This is a genomic window from Simplicispira sp. 125 (assembly GCF_003096555.1).
In the GTDB taxonomy this organism is placed as follows: domain Bacteria; phylum Pseudomonadota; class Gammaproteobacteria; order Burkholderiales; family Burkholderiaceae_C; genus Simplicispira.
In genome coordinates this window covers 3,867,698-3,885,762 of sequence record NZ_QEKM01000001.1, presented here as the reverse complement: position 1 = coordinate 3,885,762, position 18,065 = coordinate 3,867,698, and the positions used below count along the sequence as shown (strand labels likewise).

The 18,065-nt window shown below is 65.5% G+C and carries 16 protein-coding genes and 2 pseudogenes; 12 read left to right on the top strand and 6 right to left on the bottom strand.

Going from position 1 to position 18,065, the window contains the following annotated elements:
* The 4 genes from C8D04_RS18145 to mtgA all read left to right on the top strand — a co-directional run bounded on the left by C8D04_RS18145 (position 1) and on the right by mtgA (position 4,695).
* Positions 1-2,088, top strand: a complete 2,088-nt coding sequence (locus C8D04_RS18145) for an RNB domain-containing ribonuclease (protein WP_116002959.1) — start codon at positions 1-3, stop codon at positions 2,086-2,088.
* Complete coding sequence (locus C8D04_RS18140; RefSeq protein WP_116002958.1) at positions 2,085-2,945, top strand: TonB family protein; 861 nt, start codon at positions 2,085-2,087, stop codon at positions 2,943-2,945. The genes C8D04_RS18145 and C8D04_RS18140 overlap by 4 nt, the downstream gene beginning before the upstream one ends.
* A gap of 130 nt (positions 2,946-3,075) precedes the next feature.
* The gene (gene aroE, locus C8D04_RS18135) at positions 3,076-3,945 is read left to right on the top strand and encodes a shikimate dehydrogenase (RefSeq protein ID WP_116002957.1); all 870 of its coding nucleotides are present in this window, start codon (positions 3,076-3,078) and stop codon (positions 3,943-3,945) included.
* A gap of 15 nt (positions 3,946-3,960) precedes the next feature.
* Entirely contained in the window at positions 3,961-4,695 is a 735-nt protein-coding gene (gene mtgA / locus C8D04_RS18130) for a monofunctional biosynthetic peptidoglycan transglycosylase (RefSeq protein ID WP_116002956.1), read from the top strand.
* 33 nt (positions 4,696-4,728) lie between these two features.
* Here mtgA and wrbA read toward each other — a convergent pair whose 3' ends face one another.
* Entirely contained in the window at positions 4,729-5,328 is a 600-nt protein-coding gene (gene wrbA, locus C8D04_RS18125) for an NAD(P)H:quinone oxidoreductase (RefSeq protein ID WP_116002955.1), read from the bottom strand.
* Positions 5,329-5,727: 399 nt separating this feature from the next.
* Here wrbA and C8D04_RS19075 point away from each other — a divergent pair.
* Positions 5,728-5,955: pseudogene (locus tag C8D04_RS19075) on the top strand (pirin family protein); the annotation flags it as partial.
* A 61-nt stretch (positions 5,956-6,016) separates the two neighbouring features.
* Positions 6,017-6,898, top strand: coding sequence for a pirin family protein (locus C8D04_RS18115; RefSeq protein WP_116002953.1), 882 nt, complete (start codon positions 6,017-6,019; stop codon positions 6,896-6,898).
* A 36-nt stretch (positions 6,899-6,934) separates the two neighbouring features.
* Here the strand turns inward: C8D04_RS18115 and C8D04_RS18110 are convergent, their stop codons facing one another.
* Positions 6,935-7,156 carry a hypothetical protein gene (locus C8D04_RS18110; protein ID WP_116002952.1) on the bottom strand — a complete coding sequence of 74 codons (222 nt, stop codon included), beginning with the start codon at positions 7,154-7,156 and terminating at the stop codon, positions 6,935-6,937.
* Between the two features lie 475 nt (positions 7,157-7,631).
* On the opposite strand from C8D04_RS18110, the gene kdpF reads away from it, so the two are divergent.
* Genes kdpF through C8D04_RS18080 form a run of 6 tightly spaced genes read left to right on the top strand, consistent with a single transcriptional unit; the run spans position 7,632 to position 15,559 of the window.
* Positions 7,632-7,724: a K(+)-transporting ATPase subunit F gene (gene kdpF / locus C8D04_RS18105; RefSeq protein ID WP_116002951.1), complete on the top strand. Its 93-nt coding sequence runs from the start codon at positions 7,632-7,634 to the stop codon at positions 7,722-7,724.
* On the top strand, positions 7,721-9,433 hold the full coding sequence (gene kdpA, locus C8D04_RS18100) for a potassium-transporting ATPase subunit KdpA (protein ID WP_116002950.1): 1,713 nt from the start codon (positions 7,721-7,723) through the stop codon (positions 9,431-9,433). Before kdpF ends, kdpA begins: the two co-directional genes overlap by 4 nt.
* Complete coding sequence (gene kdpB / locus C8D04_RS18095) at positions 9,430-11,499, top strand: potassium-transporting ATPase subunit KdpB (protein ID WP_116002949.1); 2,070 nt, start codon at positions 9,430-9,432, stop codon at positions 11,497-11,499. Before kdpA ends, kdpB begins: the two co-directional genes overlap by 4 nt.
* 19 nt (positions 11,500-11,518) lie before the next feature.
* Positions 11,519-12,097, top strand: coding sequence for a potassium-transporting ATPase subunit KdpC (kdpC, locus tag C8D04_RS18090; protein WP_116002948.1), 579 nt, complete (start codon positions 11,519-11,521; stop codon positions 12,095-12,097).
* 58 nt (positions 12,098-12,155) lie between these two features.
* Positions 12,156-14,858 (top strand): DUF4118 domain-containing protein, encoded by a 2,703-nt coding sequence (locus tag C8D04_RS18085; RefSeq protein WP_116002947.1) that lies wholly within the window; start codon positions 12,156-12,158, stop codon positions 14,856-14,858.
* Positions 14,855-15,559 carry a response regulator gene (locus C8D04_RS18080; protein ID WP_116002946.1) on the top strand — a complete coding sequence of 235 codons (705 nt, stop codon included), beginning with the start codon at positions 14,855-14,857 and terminating at the stop codon, positions 15,557-15,559. Before C8D04_RS18085 ends, C8D04_RS18080 begins: the two co-directional genes overlap by 4 nt.
* 63 nt (positions 15,560-15,622) lie before the next feature.
* Here the strand turns inward: C8D04_RS18080 and C8D04_RS18840 are convergent, their stop codons facing one another.
* The 4 genes and pseudogenes from C8D04_RS18840 to C8D04_RS18065 all read right to left on the bottom strand — a co-directional run bounded on the left by C8D04_RS18840 (position 15,623) and on the right by C8D04_RS18065 (position 17,915).
* Positions 15,623-15,889 carry a transposase gene (locus tag C8D04_RS18840; RefSeq protein ID WP_347708432.1) on the bottom strand — a complete coding sequence of 89 codons (267 nt, stop codon included), beginning with the start codon at positions 15,887-15,889 and terminating at the stop codon, positions 15,623-15,625.
* A 48-nt stretch (positions 15,890-15,937) separates the two neighbouring features.
* Entirely contained in the window at positions 15,938-16,351 is a 414-nt protein-coding gene (locus tag C8D04_RS18835) for a transposase (protein ID WP_199562951.1), read from the bottom strand.
* A gap of 199 nt (positions 16,352-16,550) precedes the next feature.
* Positions 16,551-16,676 (bottom strand): annotated as a pseudogene (locus C8D04_RS18070) (phosphatidylglycerophosphatase A); the annotation flags it as partial.
* 27 nt (positions 16,677-16,703) lie between these two features.
* Positions 16,704-17,915, bottom strand: coding sequence for a hypothetical protein (locus tag C8D04_RS18065; RefSeq protein ID WP_133243656.1), 1,212 nt, complete (start codon positions 17,913-17,915; stop codon positions 16,704-16,706).
* Between the last annotated feature and the right edge of the window lie 150 nt (positions 17,916-18,065).

Below are 18,065 nucleotides of genomic sequence, written 5' to 3'. Positions count from 1 at the left end.
ATGCACGCATTGTTTGAAGAATCCGGAAAGTTTCTGGCCGGCCGCATCCTCTCCGAAGCCGAGTCTTCGGCCCAGATCGAGCTGGACTCGGGTAAACGGGTCAAAGTCAAAGCAGCCAACCTGCTGCTCAAATTTGACAAGCCCGCGCCCGCCGAGCTGCTGGCCCAGGCACAGGCGCAAGCGGAAACGATTGACCTCGACCTGGCTTGGGAATTCGCTCCCGAAGGCGAATTTGGCTTTGCCGACCTGGCGCGCGACTATTTTTCGGCCAACGCCACGCTGGCCGAGCAGGCCGGTGCGCTGCTGCGCCTGTACGAAGCGCCGCACTACTTCCGCCGCGCAGGCAAGGGGCGCTTCAAGAAGGCACCGGCCGACATCCTGCAGCAGGCGCTGGCCGCCATCGAGAAGAAAAAAGCCGTGCTGGCCCAGATTGCACAGTGGGCCGAAGCCCTTGCCCAAGGTGTTTGTCCGGCGCCGATCCGCGAGCAGCTCTACAAGATTCTGTTCCGTCCCGACAAGAACGCGCCTGAATACAAGGCCGTGGTCGAGGCCAGCCGCGCCACACACACCGCGCCGCTGGATCTGCTGCAAAAGGCCGGTGCCATCGATTCGAGCTACCAGTTCCACTGGAAACGCTTTCTGTTTGACAATTTCCCCAAGGGCACGGGCTTTCCTGCGCTGGATGCCCCGCAGCCCCCGGCCGACCTGCCGCTGGCCGATGTGCAGGCGTTTTCCATCGACGACTCGCAGACCACCGAAATCGACGACGCGCTTTCGGTCACCGGGTTGGGCTCTGGCACCGTCACGCTGGGCATCCACATTGCGGCGCCAGGCCTGGCCATTACCCCCGGCAGCGCACTCGACCAGCTTGGCCGCCAGCGCCTGTCCACGGTCTACATGCCGGGCTACAAGATCACCATGCTGCCCGACAGCGTGGTGCAGATCTACACACTGGACGAAGGCCGCGCCAACCCGGCCGTATCGCTCTACTGCACGATCGACGAAGCCACGCTGGAGATCACCGCCACCGAGACGCGCCTGGACCGCGTGCCCGTGATCGCCAACCTGCGCCACGACCAACTCGATCACATCGTCACCGAGGCCTGGCTGGCCGATCCGAGCATTGAGGTCAAAAATACCCCAGAGCGCTTATCCAGCCTGCGCGTGCAGCTCTCATTTTTGAACCGCCTGGCACAAAAACTCAAGGCCGGGCGCGAAGTGGTGCGCGGCAAGCCAGAGAACTTCAACCGGCCGGACTACAACTTCCGCCTCATGGGCGGAGAGGGCGGCGAGCCCGATGGCAGCGAAACCGTGCAAATCACCACGCGCCAGCGCGGCGCGCCGCTCGACCTCATCGTGGCCGAAGCCGCCATCGTCGCCAACAGCACCTGGGGCCAATGGCTCGCCAGCCTGGGCGTGCCCGGCATCTACCGCAGCCAGGCCAGCATGGCCCCGGGCGTGAAGGTACGCATGGGCACCAAGGCCCTGCCCCACGCCGGTATGGGTGTCAAAAGCTACACCTGGGCCACCAGTCCGCTGCGCCGGTATGTGGACCTGGTGAACCAGTGGCAGATCATTGCCTGTGCGCGCAACGGCGCTACGGCCGCCTTGGCCGCACCCTTCAAACCGAAGGACGCCGAACTGTTCTCCATCATCAGCAGCTTTGACGCGGCCTACAGCGCTTACAACGGTTACCAGGGCGGCATGGAGCGGTTCTGGACGCTGAAGTACCTCGAACAGAACAACATCACCGAGCTGGAGGCCACCGTCTTCAAGGAAGGCCCGGGCGGCAGTTTTCTGGTGCGCGCCGACACGCTGCCTCTTGTCTTTCCCGTGCTGGGGGCGCAAAACCTGCCGCGCGGCGCGCGTCTGCGCGTCAAGCTGGGCGCAGTGGACGAAATCACCCTCGACCTGCATGGCACCGTGATCGAGCGCATCGACGACCCGCTGGACCCCAGCGACGACGGCCCGGTGGATGACGACGACAGCGGTGAGGACGATGACAGCGCCGTGGCCGGACCCATTGCCATCGCCGTGGATGTGAACGAACCCGAGGCGGGCGCTACCGCTGATCACTCAGCCCCGTGAAACTATCTGCCCACCTCCTCCGTTTCAGTACGCTGCAATTAACGCTGGCGGTGTCGCTGGCGCTGCACCTTGCCGTGCTGTCCGTGCGCTTTATCGACCCCGAGGGTTTCAACCGCGTGTTCCAGGACACGCCGCTCGAAGTCATCCTGGTCAATGCCCGCTCGAACGAAGCGCCCACCAAGGCCCAGGCCATTGCCCAATTTTCGCTCGCTGGCGGGGGCGATGCTGAAAAAGGCCGCGCCACCAGCCCACTGCCCTATTCGGCCATGACCAGCGTGGGCGACGACTTTGAAGAAGTGCAGCGCAAGACCGATGCCATGCAGGAGGAGCAAACCCAGCTGCTCGCCCAGCTGCGCAAACAGATCGCCACCCTGCCCGCACCCGACCCCCGCAAACCCAGCCAGAATGCCGAGCAGACCGCTCAGGACGAGCGCCGCCGCCAGCTTGTCAAGATGCTGGCCGAGATCGAAAAGCGCATCAACGAAGAAAACGCACGCCCCAAGAAACGCTACATCAGCCCCGCCACACGCGAAGAGGTGTACGCGGTGTACTACGACCAGCTCCGCCGCAAGGTGGAGGACAAGGGTACGGTCAACTTCCCCGAATCCGGCGGTCAGAAGCTCTATGGCGAACTGGTGATGATCGTCACCGTCAACCACGATGGCCGGGTGCTGGGCACCGAAATCGTGCAGGGCTCAGGCAACCTCCGGTTGGATCGCCAGGCCGAAGCCATTGCCATGGCCTCAGGCCCCTTTGGACCCTTTGGTACAGAAATGCGCAAGAAGGCCGACCAGATCGCCGTGGTTTCGCGCTTCAAGTTCACCCGCGACCAGACCCTGGAAACCACCGTGAGGTAACCTTCCCCCTTGAGTCTCCTTCTGCGCCCTCCCCCAGGGGACGGCGCCAGTGGCCGGGCAAAGCCTGTTCCACGGCGCCCGTTGGCCTGGAACACGCCCGCCGGAACGCTCTCCCCAGGAAGAACCATCCATGACCCTCTCCGCCACATCGATCGACCAGTATTGCGTGATGGGTAACCCGGTAGAGCACAGCCGCTCGCCCTGGATCCATGCCCGCTTTGCCGAGCTGACCGGCCAGGCACTGCACTACGAGCGCCGCCTGGTACCGCTGGACGGCTTTGTCCAGGCGCTGCATGGCTTCGCCGCCGCCGGGGGCCGGGGCTGCAACATCACCGTACCCTTCAAACTCGAAGCCGCGCAGGCCGCCACGCACCGCAGCGAGCGCGTGCAACTGGCAGGCGCCGCCAACACGCTCACCTTCATCGACGGCACCATCCACGCCGACAACACCGACGGTCTGGGCCTGGTGGCCGACATTGAGCGCAACGCAGGCATGCGCCTTGCCGGGCGCGATGTGCTGCTCATCGGCGCAGGCGGCGCCGCCGCCGGTGCCCTGGGCCCGCTGCTGGCCGCCGGGCCGCGCAGCATCACGGTGGCCAACCGCACCGTGGCCCGCGCACAGGCGCTGGTACAAACCCACGCACCGCTTGCATTGCTACAAAAAATAGAGCTACTAGCGCAATCCACACAAGCGTTAGAGGCCAATTTCGACATTATTATTAACGCCACAGCCAGCAGCCTGGCTGGCGCCGAAGTACCCGTACCCGCAGGCGTTCTGCGGCCCGCCAGCCTGGCCTACGACATGATGTACGGCCCCGCCGCGCAGGGCTTTCTGGACTGGGCCACGCAGCACGGCGCGCACGCGCGCGATGGCCTGGGCATGCTGGTGGAGCAGGCGGCCGAGGCCTTCCTGGTCTGGCGTGGCGTGCGCCCACCGGGCAGCCAGGTGCTGACCGAACTGCGCGCACTGATGGCCTCGCCCACAGCCCCATCGCACTAGCGCGCACCCACACGCATGAAATCCTTGCTGCGCTGGATGGGCCTCGTCGCGTTTGCGGCGCTTGCCCTGGAACTGTTCTTTGTGCTGCGCATCGCCACCATGGCGGTGCTGAATCCCGAATCAACCACCTTCCAGCGCTCCGAAGCCTGGGCCCAGATCACTGGTGATGGCACCCTGCGCTGGCGCCAGCAGTGGGTGCCCTACGCACAGATCAGCAGCCACCTCAAACGCGCCGTGATCGCGTCAGAGGACGACGGCTTCGTCAACCACGAAGGCGTGGACTGGAACGCCATCGAAAAAGCCTGGGAGCGCAACGCCAAGGCCGAAGCGCAAACGGCCAAAGCCCAGACCCGCGCCCCTGCCAAGGTGGTGCGCGCGCCCAAGATTCGGGGTGGCTCCACCATCACCCAGCAACTGGCCAAGAACCTCCTGCTCTCGGGCGAGCGCACCCTGGTGCGCAAGGGCCAGGAGTTTGTGCTCACGCTGGCGCTGGAACAGTTTCTCTCCAAAGAGCGCATCCTGGAGATTTACCTCAACAATGTGGAGTGGGGCAATGGCATCTTCGGCGCCGAGGCTGCCGCCCGGCACTACTTCCGCAAAAGCGCCGCCCAGCTCGCCCCCCATGAAGCAGCCCGCCTGGCCGTGATGCTGCCCGCCCCCAAGCGCTTCGAAAAAATGCCCAACTCGGCCTACCTGTCCGGGCGCACGCGCACCATTCTGGGGCGCATGGGGAGTGCGGAGCTGCCTTGACGGCGCCTGCTGGCCGCTAACGCGCGGGACCTGTCAGCCGAACAACTTGTTGGCTGTTTCCGCGACCAGCTTGCCTTGGTGCCGGGCGCCTTCCAGCTCGATCGCGCTGGGTTGGCGTTGGCCTTGGCCGCCGGCAATGGTCGTCGCGCCATAGGGGCTGCCGCCCACCACTTCATCCAGCGTCATCTGGCCCTGGTGGCTGTACGGCAGGCCGACGATGACCATGCCAAAGTGCAGCAAATTGGTGATGATCGAGAAGAGTGTCACTTCCTGGCCCCCGTGCTGGGTGGCCGTGGAGGTGAACGCGGCGCCCACCTTGCCATGCAGTGCGCCGCTGGCCCACAAACCACCGGCCTGGTCCAGAAACGCCGCCATCTGGGCCGGCATGCGCCCGAACCGGGTCGGGGCACCAATGATGATGGCGTCGTAGTTGACCAACTCCGCGACGGTGGCGACTGGTGCGGCCTGGTCGAGCTTGAAGTGGGCCGACTTGGCCACCTCAAGTGGCACGGTCTCGGGAACGCGCTTCACATCGACGGATGCGCCACCGGCGCGCGCGCCTTCGGCGATGGCCTGGGCCATGGTTTCCAGATGGCCGTAGGACGAGTAGTACAGGACAAGGACTTTGGACATGGTGTGCTCCGATCAGTGTGGTTGTGAACAAGGAAATCTCAGGCCCGGGCGCTGCGCGCATCCAAGCTCCATTCGCCGGGGCCCCACCACCAGCAACAACCGCCCGGCGATCGCGGCGGCGTTCTGGGCGGGTGATTCTGTTTCCAAATCATTCGTGTCTAGGCGCGAAGCCGCAGACAGTGCTGTAGCACGGCAAGGCGAAGCAACAACGACACGGATGATTTAGAAATGGAATGAGATGAAAGTCGTGGACATGGGGTGTGCCAGGTGGCTGAGGCTTTCAGTATCGACTGCCGCTGCGCGTCCCGTGTCCGATAATTCTGGATTCTTTGTTCGATTTTTTCGAACCCCGCTCTATCCTTCCTACCGACAGGATCACCGATGCGAAAGCTGACCCTCGACGGCATGGGCAACGTGAAGGGCACCCCTCCCGGTGACGAACAGCGCATGTCCGCGGGTACCGGCGTCGTGCATAGCGAATTCAACCATACCCCAGACAAAACGGCGCACTTCCTGCAAATCTGGATTACGCTCCATCAGACAGGCATCGCACCCAGCGATGAGCAGAAGACCATTCCCCTAGAGTCCAAGCGTGGACGCCTGGCTTTGGTCGCCTCGCCTGATGGTGGCAACCATGCCGTGCAGAACCGTCCACCAGCACCCCGCTCAGTTGAAGAAGGAGCCCCCCATGAACGAAACCCTTCGCCTTCACGGCCGCATGACCGACCTCGCACCGGGACTTCGCGTGCGCCGCACGCTGCCTGCGCAGGAGCGCAGATCCGTCGGACCTTTTGTATTTTTTGACGAGTTCGGCCCCGCGACGCTCGCGCCGGAGGTCGACAGCGATGTCGGCGGCCACCCGCACATCGGCCTGGCCACTGTCACCTATCTCTTCGAGGGCCGACAGATGCACCGCGACAGCATCGGCAGCGTGCAGCTCATCGAGCCTGGCGCGGTGAACTGGATGACGGCGGGGCGCGGCATCGTGCACAGTGAACGCACCCACGAAGCAGACCGCGGACGATCGCGCCTCACGCACGGCCTGCAGCTTTGGGTGGCACTGCCCCCGGCACTGGAAGACTGCGAGCCGGCCTTCCAGCATGTGGCTGCGGCCGACATTCCTGTCGTTGACGCAGCGCCCGGCGTTCAGGTCCGCGTCCTGGTGGGCAGCGCCTTCGACCGCACGAGCCCGGTGCGTACTGCGTCCGAGACCGTGTACCTCGACATCACGATGGCAGCGAACACCCATTTCACCTTGCCCCCGTTGGTGCCGGAGCTGGCAGTCTATGGCGTCGGCCAAGACTACGCACTGGACGGCCAGGCAGTCGCCGCAGCGGAGATGGTGGTGCTGGCCCCTGGCCAGGGAGCCCAGCTCAGCGCCGGGAACAAGGAAGTGCGGCTGGTCGTCATCGGTGGCGCGCCGCTGGAGCAACCCGTGCGCATGTGGTGGAACTTCGTATCCACGCAGCGCGAGCGCATGGCCCGTGCCGCAGATGACTGGTTGCAGCACCGGTTCGCCCCGATTCCGGGCGAGACCGACCGTATCGAGGCGCCGCCCTGGCGTGACTGATACGGTCCTGGGCAGACGACACCCCTCACGCTTGGTCTATTCGGTGCGGCTGAACAACCAGGGAGCGGTGTTGCCTGCCAGCACTGCGGCGTCGGTGTCGCTGCGCCGGGTCTGGGTGTTGTTGGCACCTGTGATTTCAAAGCTGCGCCGTGCGTGCAGGCCGTCCCATTGGGTGCGTTCGTAGGCCAGGGGGCTTGTGCTGGGGGCTGGGGGCAGCGCTTGCGCTGGCTTGGCTGGCGTTGCCCAGGCCCAGGTCACTGAGTTGCTTTTCTGCGCGCAGGTTGTCTGCGCTGTAGCGGTAGCTGGCCAGCAGTTCTGGCGGGTTGGGGCCTCCGGGCAGGCGGGCACTGAGGCTGGCGCTGCGGTTGGCTGCGCTCAGCGATTCGGTGATGGTGCGGCTGGTGCGGTGGCCGTTGGCGTCGTATTGGTAGGTACTCGCGCGGATGGTGGAACCTGCCCCTGGTGCGGTCTGGGTGCTGCTGGCTTCACTGGCTGTGCGCCCGGCCTTGTGTGCGTTGCCTTGCTGCGGCGGTCTTGATGCTTTCTTGATAACCGACCTTCGGTTCTTGGTACCAACTTGATGCAGCGGTTTCTAGCATCTCACCATTGCCAATGAAGTTGTGAGGATTACGGATATGGACATGGTTTATCTGGCCCTGGCGGGCCTTTTCTGGCTGCTGCCTGTGGCGCTCGTCAAGGGCTGCGAACGGCTGCAGCGTCCGCAGGCACGACCATGAGTGCCTGGTACTGGCTGGCTGGCGCGCTTGCGGGCGGGCTCTTTGTGTACCTCGTCGCCGTGCTGCTGCGGCCTGAGGATTTTTCATGACTACCGGCGCCATCGTGCAACTGGGGGCGTTCCTGCTGGTGCTTTTTGCACTGGCCTGGCCGCTGTCCCGCGCCATCGACGCGGTCATGGACGGGCGATTCGCGCTGGGTCGCAAGCTCGAGTCGCCGCTGTGGCGGCTCGCGGGTGTCGATGCCGCGCAAGAGACGGGCTGGGTGCGCTATGCCCTGGGCTTGCTGCTGTTCAATACCCTCGGACTGTTTTTTGTGTACGCCTTGCAGCGTCTGCAAATGCCGCTGCCGCTCAACCCGCAGGGCTTTGCTGCGGTGTCTGCCGATTCGGCCTTCAACACGGCAGTGAGCTTTGTCACCAACACCAATTGGCAGGGCTATGGCGGCGAGACCACCATGGGCTACCTGACGCAAATGCTGGGACTGGCGGTGCAGAACTTCCTGTCGGCCGCCACCGGCATCGTGGTGGTGGTGGCGCTGGTGCGCGGCTTTGCGCGCCACAGCGCGGCCACCATCGGCAACGTCTGGGTGGACCTCACCCGCGCCACGCTGTGGGTGCTGCTGCCGCTGTCGTTTCTGCTGGCGCTGGCGTTTGCCGGGCTGGGCGTGGTCCAGACCCTTTCCGCGTATGTGAGCACCACCGGCGTCGAGGGTGGCAGCACGCAGCTGGCCCTGGGCCCGGTCGCTTCGCAACTGGCCATCAAGATGCTGGGCACCAATGGTGGCGGCTTCTTCAACGCCAATTCTGCGCACCCGTTCGAGAACCCCAGCGCGATCACCAACGCACTGCAGATGCTGGCGATTTTCATCATCCCCGCCGCGCTGTGCCTGGTGTTCGGGCGCATGGTCGGAGACAGGCGCCAAGGCTTCGCCGTACTGGCCGCCATGACCGTGCTGTTCGTGGTTTTTGCCGTCACCGTCAACTGGGCCGAGCAAGCAGGCAACCCGGCGCTCACCGCACTGGGCGTAGACCAAGCGGCCAGCTCCAGCCAGCCCGGCGGCAACATGGAAGGCAAAGAGGCGCGCTTTGGCATCAACGCCAGCACGCTGTTTGCCGCGGTCACCACGGCGGCGAGCTGCGGCGCGGTCAACAGCATGCACGACAGCTTCACGCCGCTGGGCGGCGCCGTGCCCATGGTGCTGATGCAGTTGGGCGAGGTGGTGTTCGGCGGGGTCGGCACGGGCCTCTACGGCATGCTGGTGTTCGCCATGCTGGCAGTGTTCATTGCCGGGCTGATGATTGGCCGAACCCCAGAATACCTGGGCAAGAAAATCGAAGCGAACGAGATGAAGATGGTCTCGCTCGCCATTCTCATCACGCCCTTGCTGGTGCTGCTCGGCACCGCCCTGGCCGTAGGCACCGAGGCGGGGCGGGCGGGCATTTTGAACCCGGGGCCGCACGGCTTCAGTGAAATCCTGTATGCCTTGACCTCGGCTGCCAACAACAACGGCAGTGCGTTCGCCGGCCTCTCGGCCAATACACCTTTCTACAACGTGCTGCTCGCCGCAGCCATGTGGTTCGGGCGCTTTGGCGTCATCGTGGCGGTGCTGGCCATGGCGGGCTCGCTGGCGGGCAAGAAGCGTGCAACCGCCACCGCCGGGACGCTGCCCACGCACGGGCCGCTCTTTGTCGGACTGTTGATTGGCACCGTGCTGCTGGTGGGTCTTTTGAACTACGTTCCCGCCCTGGCCCTGGGCCCGGTGGTGGAGCACCTGACGCTGGTGGAGCCCCTGAAATGACACGCCACACCACCCCGACCCTGTTCGACCCCGCGCTTTTGCGCCCGGCGCTTCTGGAGGCACTCAAGAAACTGGACCCGCGCGTGCAGTGGCGCAATCCGGTGATGTTTGTGGTGTACGTGGGCAGCGCCTTCACGACCGCGCTCGCGCTCTCCGAACCCAGCCTGTTCACCGCCTTGGTCGCGCTGTGGCTGTGGTTCACCGTGCTGTTTGCCAACATGGCGGAAGCGCTGGCCGAGGGGCGCAGCAAGGCGCAGGCGGCGTCGCTGCGCGGGCTCAAGAAAGAGACCTGGGCCAAGCAATTACCCAAGGGCGCCCCGGTGCCTGCCACGCGCGCGGCCATGGCGTGGCTACCCATGGAAGCCGACCAGCTCAAGCGCGAAGACCTGGTGCTGGTGGAAGCGGGTGACACGGTGCCCGCCGATGGCGAAGTCATCCTGGGCGTGGCCTCGGTGGACGAGAGCGCCATTACGGGCGAGTCGGCCCCGGTGATCCGCGAGTCGGGCGGTGACTTCAGCTCCGTTACCGGGGGCACGCGGGTGCTGTCCGACTGGATCGTGGTGCGCGTCTCGGTGAATCCGGGCGAGACCTTTATCGACCGCATGATTGGCATGGTGGAGAACGCCAAGCGGCAGAAGACGCCCAACGAGATTGCGCTCACCATCTTGCTGGTGGCGCTGACCATCGTGTTCCTGAGCGTGGTGGTCACCTTGCTGCCGTTTTCGCAGTTTGGCGTTGCCGCCGGTGGCGCCGGTGAACCCGTGAGCCTGGTGGTGCTGGTTGCGCTGCTGGTGTGCCTGATTCCCACCACCATTGCAGGCCTCCTTTCTGCCATTGGCGTGGCGGGCATGAGCCGCATGATGCAGGCCAACGTGATCGCCACCTCCGGCCGCGCGGTGGAAGCGGCGGGCGACGTGGATGTGCTGCTGCTCGACAAGACCGGCACCATCACCCTGGGTAACCGCCAGGCCAGCGCCTTTGCCCCGGCGCCGGGCGTGAACGAGGCCGCGCTGGCCGAAGCGGCACAGCTCGCGTCGGTGGCCGATGAAACACCCGAAGGCCGAAGCATCGTGGTGCTGGCACGCCAGAAATTCCAACTGGCTGAACGAAGCGCTGCAGCGCTGGACGCGCAGTGTGTGCCCTTCACCGCGCAAACGCGCATGAGCGGTGTCGACTTGCCTGGCGGCCGCAGCCTGCGCAAGGGCGCGGCCGATGCGATCCGGCGGCATGTTCAGGCGCTGGGCGGTGATTTCCCGGCCGCGCTGCAGGCTGTGGTGGACAGCATCGCCCGCCGCGGCAGCACGCCGCTGGTGGTGAGCGAGGGTGCCCGCGTGCTGGGTGCCATCGAGCTCAAGGACATCGTCAAGCCCGGCATCAAGGAGCGCTTTGCCGAGCTGCGCCGCATGGGCATCAAGACGGTGATGGTCACTGGCGACAACCGCCTCACGGCGGCGGCCATCGCGGCCGAAGCGGGGGTGGACGACTTTCTTGCCGAAGCCACGCCTGAAGCCAAGCTCGAACGCATCCGGGAGTACCAGGCAGCCGGCCAACTGGTGGCCATGACGGGCGACGGCACCAACGATGCGCCGGCGCTGGCCCAGGCCGATGTGGCCGTGGCCATGAACACCGGCACGCAGGCCGCCAAGGAGGCCGGCAACATGGTGGACCTCGACAGCGACCCGACCAAGCTGATCGAAATCGTCGAGACCGGCAAGCAGATGCTGATGACGCGTGGCTCGCTCACCACCTTCAGCATTGCCAACGATCTGGCTAAATACTTTGCCATCGTGCCGGCCGCGTTCGTGGGCACCTACCCGCAGCTCTCGGCCTTGAACGTGATGCAGCTGGCCAGTCCTAACTCGGCGATTCTTTCGGCGGTGGTTTTCAACGCGCTGGTCATCGTCTTCCTGATTCCGCTGGCGCTCAAAGGGGTGCGCTACCGCCCGGTGGGCGCCGCAGCGCTGTTGCGCCGCAATCTCGCCCTCTACGGCCTGGGCGGTGTGGTGGTGCCGTTCGTGGGTATCAAGCTCATCGACCTGGCGCTGGCAGCGCTGGGCGTGGTCTGATTTTTGTTCCGGAGGTGCTATGACATTCTCGTTTCGTCCTACCCTGGTGCTTTTTGTCGTGCTTTCCCTCGTTACAGGCCTGGCGTATCCGCTGGCTGTCACGGGTCTGGCACAGGTGCTGTTCCCCGACCAGGCCAACGGCAGTCTGGTGAAGGCGAAGGGCGTGGTGGTCGGCTCCGCGCTGATCGGCCAGCCGTTTTCGCAGCCTGGCCATTTCTGGAGCCGGCCATCGGCCACTGCGCCCGATCCCTACAACGCCGCAGCGTCCTCGGGCTCCAACCTGGGGCCCAGCAATCCGGCCTTGGCCGAGGCCGTTTCGGCGCGCATCGCAGCGCTGCGTGCGGCGGACCCGGGCAACACGGCCCCGGTGCCGGTGGACCTGGTGACCACCTCCGCCAGCGGGCTTGACCCGCACATCAGCCGCGCTGCCGCCGACTACCAGGTCAACCGGGTGGCCCGTGCTTTGGGCCTGCCGCCGCAGCGGGTGCAGGCGCTGGTGGCAGAGCACACCGAAGGCACGCTGCTGGGCTTTCTGGGCGAGCCGCGCGTGAACGTGCTGCGGCTCAACCTGGCGCTCGATGCCTTGCCCCGTGCCTGAAGCGGCGCTGGCCACCGCTTGCGTGCGTGTGGCGCCACCTGCTCTACAGTAGCTACCGATGAGCGACGCCCGCCCCAATCCCGACCAACTGCTCGAGCAAGTACAGCGCGACGAGGTGCGGGCGCGGCGTGGGCGGCTCAAGATCTTCTTTGGGGCCAATGCCGGTGTGGGCAAAACCTACGCCATGCTGTCTGCGGCCCAGGCCGCAAAGGCGCAAGGAACGCCCTTGCTGGTCGGCGTGGTCGAAACCCATGGCCGCGGCGAGACCGAAGCCATGGCCGCGGGGCTGGCGCGGCTTGCGCCCAGCCAGGTTGCGAACCATGGGCGTACGCTGCCTGAATTCGATCTGGAAGGGGCCTTGCAGTTTGGCGCTGCGCACGGCGGCGATCCCCGCGCCCTGGTTCTGCTGGACGAGCTGGCCCACAGCAACGCCGCCGGTTCGCGCCACCCCAAGCGCTGGCAGGACGCGGAAGAATTGCTCGCTGCGGGCATTGATGTCTGGACGACGATGAACGTCCAGCACCTCGAGAGCCTGAACGACGTGGTCAGCGGCATCACCGGCATCCGCGTGTGGGAAACCGTGCCAGACCGGGTGTTCGACGACGCCGACGAGGTGGTGGTGGTCGACCTGCCGCCCGACGAACTGCTGGCGCGTCTCAAAGCCGGCAAGGTGTATGTGCCGCAGCAGGCCGAACGCGCCGCCGCCAACTTCTTTCGCAAGGGCAACCTGTTGGCCCTGCGCGAGCTGGCCCTGCGCCGCACGGCCGACCGGGTCGATGGAGAGGTGCGTGCCTACCGGCGTTCGGTGTCCGTGCAGCCGGTGTGGGCCAACCGGGAGGCGCTGCTGGCGTGCGTGGGCCCGGGCGCTGCCGGTGAGAAAGTGGTGCGCAGCTGTGCCCGCATGGCCACGCAGCTCGATGTGCCCTGGCACGCGGTGCATGTGGAGACCGGCGCCCTCGACAACGCGCAGGCGCTGAAAGTGCTCAAGCTGGCCAGCGAGCTCGGGGCAACCACAGCGACGCTCTCGGCGCCGGAGCCTGCAGCCGCGCTGGTGCGCTATGCGCGCGAGCACAACCTTGTGCGCCTGGTGCTGGGGCGGGGTACGCGCGGGCGCTGGCGGCGGGCGCTGGCAGACCAGCTGGTGCGCAGCGCGGACGACCTCGACGTCTTGCAGGTGGCCCTGCCAACCAGGCCCGGCGCACCGGCGCCCGACCTCGCACGCGCACCGCGCACTCCGGATGAAGCGGCGGGCAGCGCGTGGCGCGGGTACGCCGCAGCGGCCACGGCCTGCACGCTACTGGCGCTGCTGGCAACGCCCATGACGGGTGTGCTCGAGCTGAGCAACATCGTCATGCTGTTCCTGCTGGTGGTGGTCGGCGTAGGGCTGCGCTTTGGGCGCGGCCCGGCGGTGTTGGCGGCCTTTCTGGGCGTGGCCTTGTTCGACTTGTTTTTCGTGCCGCCGCGCTTTTCGCTGGCGGTCAGCGACGTGCAGTACCTGGTCACTTTTGCCGTGATGCTCGTGGTAGCGCTGGTGGTGGGGCAGCTTACCGCTGGGCTCAAGGTGCAGGCGGCGGCGGCCATGCAGCGCGAGCGCCGGGTGCGCAGCCTCTACGATATGTCGCGCGACCTGTCGGCCGCGCTGCTGCCCGAGCAGGTGGGCGAGATTGCCGCCCGCTTCCTGCGCGCCGAGTTCCGCGCCCGCTCCAGCCTGCTGGTGGCCGACGACGCCAACCACCTTGAGCCGCTCGCGGGGGCCGAGGCGCCGGTGGACCTGGGCGTTGCGCAGTGGTCATTCGACCATGCCGAGTCCGCCGGGCGCGGCACCGGCACGCTGCCGGCCAGCCCGTGCCTCGTCGTGCCGCTCAAAGCGCCCATGCGCGTGCGCGGCGTGCTGGTGCTGGAGCTCTTGGGCAGCGCGCCGCTCGGCCCTGAGCCGATGCGCCTGCTCGATACCTGCGCCTCGCTGCTGGCGATTTCGCTCGAACGCATCCACTACATCGAAGTGGCGCGCACCAGCACCGTGCAGATCGAGTCCGAGCGGCTGCGCAACGCGCTGCTGTCGGCCATCTCGCACGACTTGCGCACGCCGCTGGCCTCGCTGGTGGGCCTGTCCGACGCCCTCGACCTGACCGATCCGCCCTTGAGCGCCGCCCAGCGCGAAGTCTCCGATGCCATCCGCGACTCGGCGCTGCGCATGAGTGCGCAGGTCAACAACCTGCTCGACATGGCCCGGCTGGAGGCAGGCGCTGCACCCCTGCACCGCGACTGGCAACCGCTCGAAGAGGTAGTGGGCAGCGCGCTGGTGGCAAGTAGCAAGGCACTGGCCGGCCGCGCCCTGCACGTAAACCTGCCGGCCGACCTGCCGCTGCTGCACCTCGACGCCGTGCTGTTCGAGCGCGTGCTCGTCAACCTGTTGGAGAACGCCGCCAAGTACACGCCCAGCGGAAGCGCCATCACCCTGGGCGCCGAGGCCGCCGCGCGGGAGGTGCTGCTGTGGGTGGACGACGAAGGCCCGGGTTTGCCCGAGGGCGCGGAAGAGCGCATTTTCGAGAAGTTCGAGCGCGGCAACCGCGAAAGCCCGCTGCCGGGCGTGGGCCTGGGCCTGGCCATCTGCCGCGCCATCGTGCAGGCGCACGGCGGGCGCATCCAGGGCAGCAACCGGCGCGCGCAGGGCCGCATTGCAGGCGCCCGCTTCACCATCGCCCTGCCGCGCGGAGAGCCTCCGCAGGACGACGGCACCGGACAGGGCGCGACACCATGAGCACACCTGAAAAGCCTGCGGGCCACAGCATTCTGGTCGTCGAGGACGAAGCCGCCATTCGCCGCTTCGTCCGCCTGGCGCTGGGCGCCGAGGGGCACACCGTGCACGAGGCCGACAGCGTAGCCCGCGGCCTGATTGAAGCTGGCACGCGCCGCCCCGACCTCGTTGTGCTCGACCTGGGCCTGCCCGACGGCGATGGCATTGAAGTGATCCGCGGCCTGCGCAGTTGGTCCACGGTGCCGGTGATCGTGCTCTCGGCGCGCAGCCAGGAGGCGGACAAAATCGCCGCGCTCGATGCCGGTGCCGACGACTACTTGGTCAAACCCTTTGGCGCCGGCGAACTCATGGCCCGCGTGCGCGCGCAACTGCGGCGCCACTACCAGCAGACGCCCGGCGGCGACCCACTGATTGCCTTTGGCGATGTCCGCATCGACCTCGCTCGCCGCACCGCCGAGCGCGCCGGCCAGCCGCTGCACCTCACGCCCATCGAATACAAGCTGCTCACCCACCTGGCGTCGCAGCCCGACCGCGTCATCACCCACCAGCAACTGCTCAAGGCCGTGTGGGGCCCCGGCCATGCGGACGACACGCACTACGTGCGCGTGCACATGGCCAACCTGCGCAAGAAGGTGGAGGACAACCCCGCCATGCCCCGACATCTGCGCACCGAGGCAGGGATCGGCTATCGGTTTGTTGCATAAACCTACGCTTCAATGTGCACAAATGACCGCATGTCTAATGAGTCGTCCCTGATTTATCCGTTTTCAAGCCAAGCCCAGGTGAGATGCTGACCTGGTGAGCGCGAAGTCGAGCCGTTTGCGCAGCGCCAGCGACCACGTTGGCGATAGACCCGCGATCTGGCGCAGCAGCCAGCGGATGTTGTAGCCCGCCGCGCACAGCAGTGCATGCAGCCGATCACCCTGCTGACCCTTGAGAGGGCCACGATCCATGCGGTGATCACTCTTGAGGTGGCCAATGATCGGCTCAATGGCCTGGCGCCGCTTGAGCAGCTTTCTCTGTTGCCCGCTGATCCGCCTGGACTTGCCCCGATAGCCCAGATCGACGAATACCGTCGCTAGCTAGGCCCCGCTGTCCTGCATCAGGATCGCTGCCTGCTCCAGTTGCTCGTTCAGTTGGAGGTCCACTGCCACGTTGATGGTCTGCGACAGCAGTTCTTCCCCGCCTTCCTCGCCCAGCAACTGACGGAACTTGACCACGGTGGTGGCGTCGCAGGGCTGGCGGTCTTCGTAATAGGCGCAGCCCGAGAAGAACTGCCAGCGGGGGGAGTCAGCGCGACCACGCCTTCGTCGGATCCGTTGAAGGCGTGCTTGAGGTACAGCAGCGCGCTGCACCTGTTCACCAAAGAGATCCAGATCGGGCATGGCAACGCCAGCGCGAGCCTTGCGCAAGAACAGATGGGCCACCGAGGCCTCGATTTGCCGCCAGGACATGCGCGAGGCCAGCACGGCCAGCAGATGGCGCAGGTCGATCATGTGGTCGATGCGCTAACGGAAGAAATTCTCGGTGGCGGGGCAGGCAAACAGCACGGCAGAACTCCCAGAAAACAGCCACTATTGGAAATCAAACTGGGCGTTCAGAGCATCAGCAATCACCCGAAAATCAGTGTTTATGCGGGCTGCAGGGGTTGTTCAGGGGCGCCTCATTGGGGTTCAGGGGTGGGTGCTGCGGGGCTCATGCGAAGAACCTCCACAGCGCAATCACCAGCAGCGTGTAAAAGGCGGCCATGAAGTCGTCGAACAAAATACCCCAGCCGCCGCGCCAGCCAAAGCCTTTGAACAGGCCGTCGGCCCAGCCCATCAGAGCCGGGCCGCGCAGGGTATCGGGTTACTTCTTCTGTCCGATGTAGCGAAAGCCGTCCTTGCCATTGGCGCGGAACTCGTATTTTTTGGTATCGTTCTGGAACACGCCGGACGTGTTGATCTCCATGAATACCGGAATTTCGGGAATGGGGGCGGCTAACGTTCCCACATTCACGGGCAGGGTCACACTCGCCTTGGCGTTGACCTTCCAGGAAATGATGGCGTATACCTCCTTCACGTCCATGTTCACCAGGGGCAACCAGTGGCCGCCAATGCTGGAGTGTTTGGCGTCGTAGTAGCCCGTGAGAGCGAATTTGACCTCGGTTTGGGTCACCGGAATAACCCCTTTGGTCTTGAGCGTCACCACCTGCGAGGTGCCGGACCTGGTCTGGGCATAGTTGTCCCACTGGGGATCGCTCGAGGCCAGTGCGCGTGTGAAGGCCCCCGTGGCGACGGTCTCGGGGCGGTTGTCCTTGATGACATCCCAGCCGAATTTTGCTACCGCGATGGCGGTAGCGGCGTTCTTGAGCGCCTTGGTCTGCGGTTGCAGATAGCCCTGTACAAAGGTCGAAATGTCCGTGGCGGCCTTGCCATACTGGTCATACAGGCTGCTGAAATCGTCCTGGCGCGAGGCCATCAGGGCCAGAAACTGCTGCCAGTTGCTGCCATGCGCATGCAGCACATCGAGAAGCTGCCTGGGGGTGATCTGGGCATTGCTCAGAAACTGGCTCAGTTCGGCCTCGACCTTGCCGGTCTTGTCGAGCGTCGGATGGGCATCCAGCGTTTCGTAGAAATCGACGAACTCCGGCAGGCTCAGACCAGAGTTGCGGTAATCCGTATAAATGGTTGCCAGCGAAATATCCAGGTCGTGCACCTCTTGCGCCAGCTTGCTGGCGTCCAGCGTACCGTGGCGTTTGCCCAGCTCGGCCCACAGTTGAGGCACGAAGGCTTGGATGGCTGCCACTTCGGGCAAGGCATCGGCGGCCTGCGTCTTGGCGTCAATGCGGCTGACTTCGATGGGGATGAGCCCGTCGCTGGCGAGGTCGTCGGCGGTGGTGACCAGCTGGCCGCTATTGCTGAGGCCGTAGACGCGATAGGTCGAGATTTCAGTCAGTGTGTCGTCCAGGCTCAGCTCGACGCTGAATTCGTCGCCGGGAATCAGTTTGCTGTCATCGCTGCCGCCACAGGCGCTGAGGAAGGCAGCCGCCAGGGCTGCACACAAAATGGATTTCTTCATGAACGGGTTCATCCTTGATTGGTACGGCAACGATGATCGAATGAACCCTGGCACTTGTCATTCCCTGATTTCAGGTATTTTGAAGGCTATGAGGGCCTTGAGTGATCGAACGACGCACGCCGGTGTGCTCCACTGCCTGCCCTGCCAAAA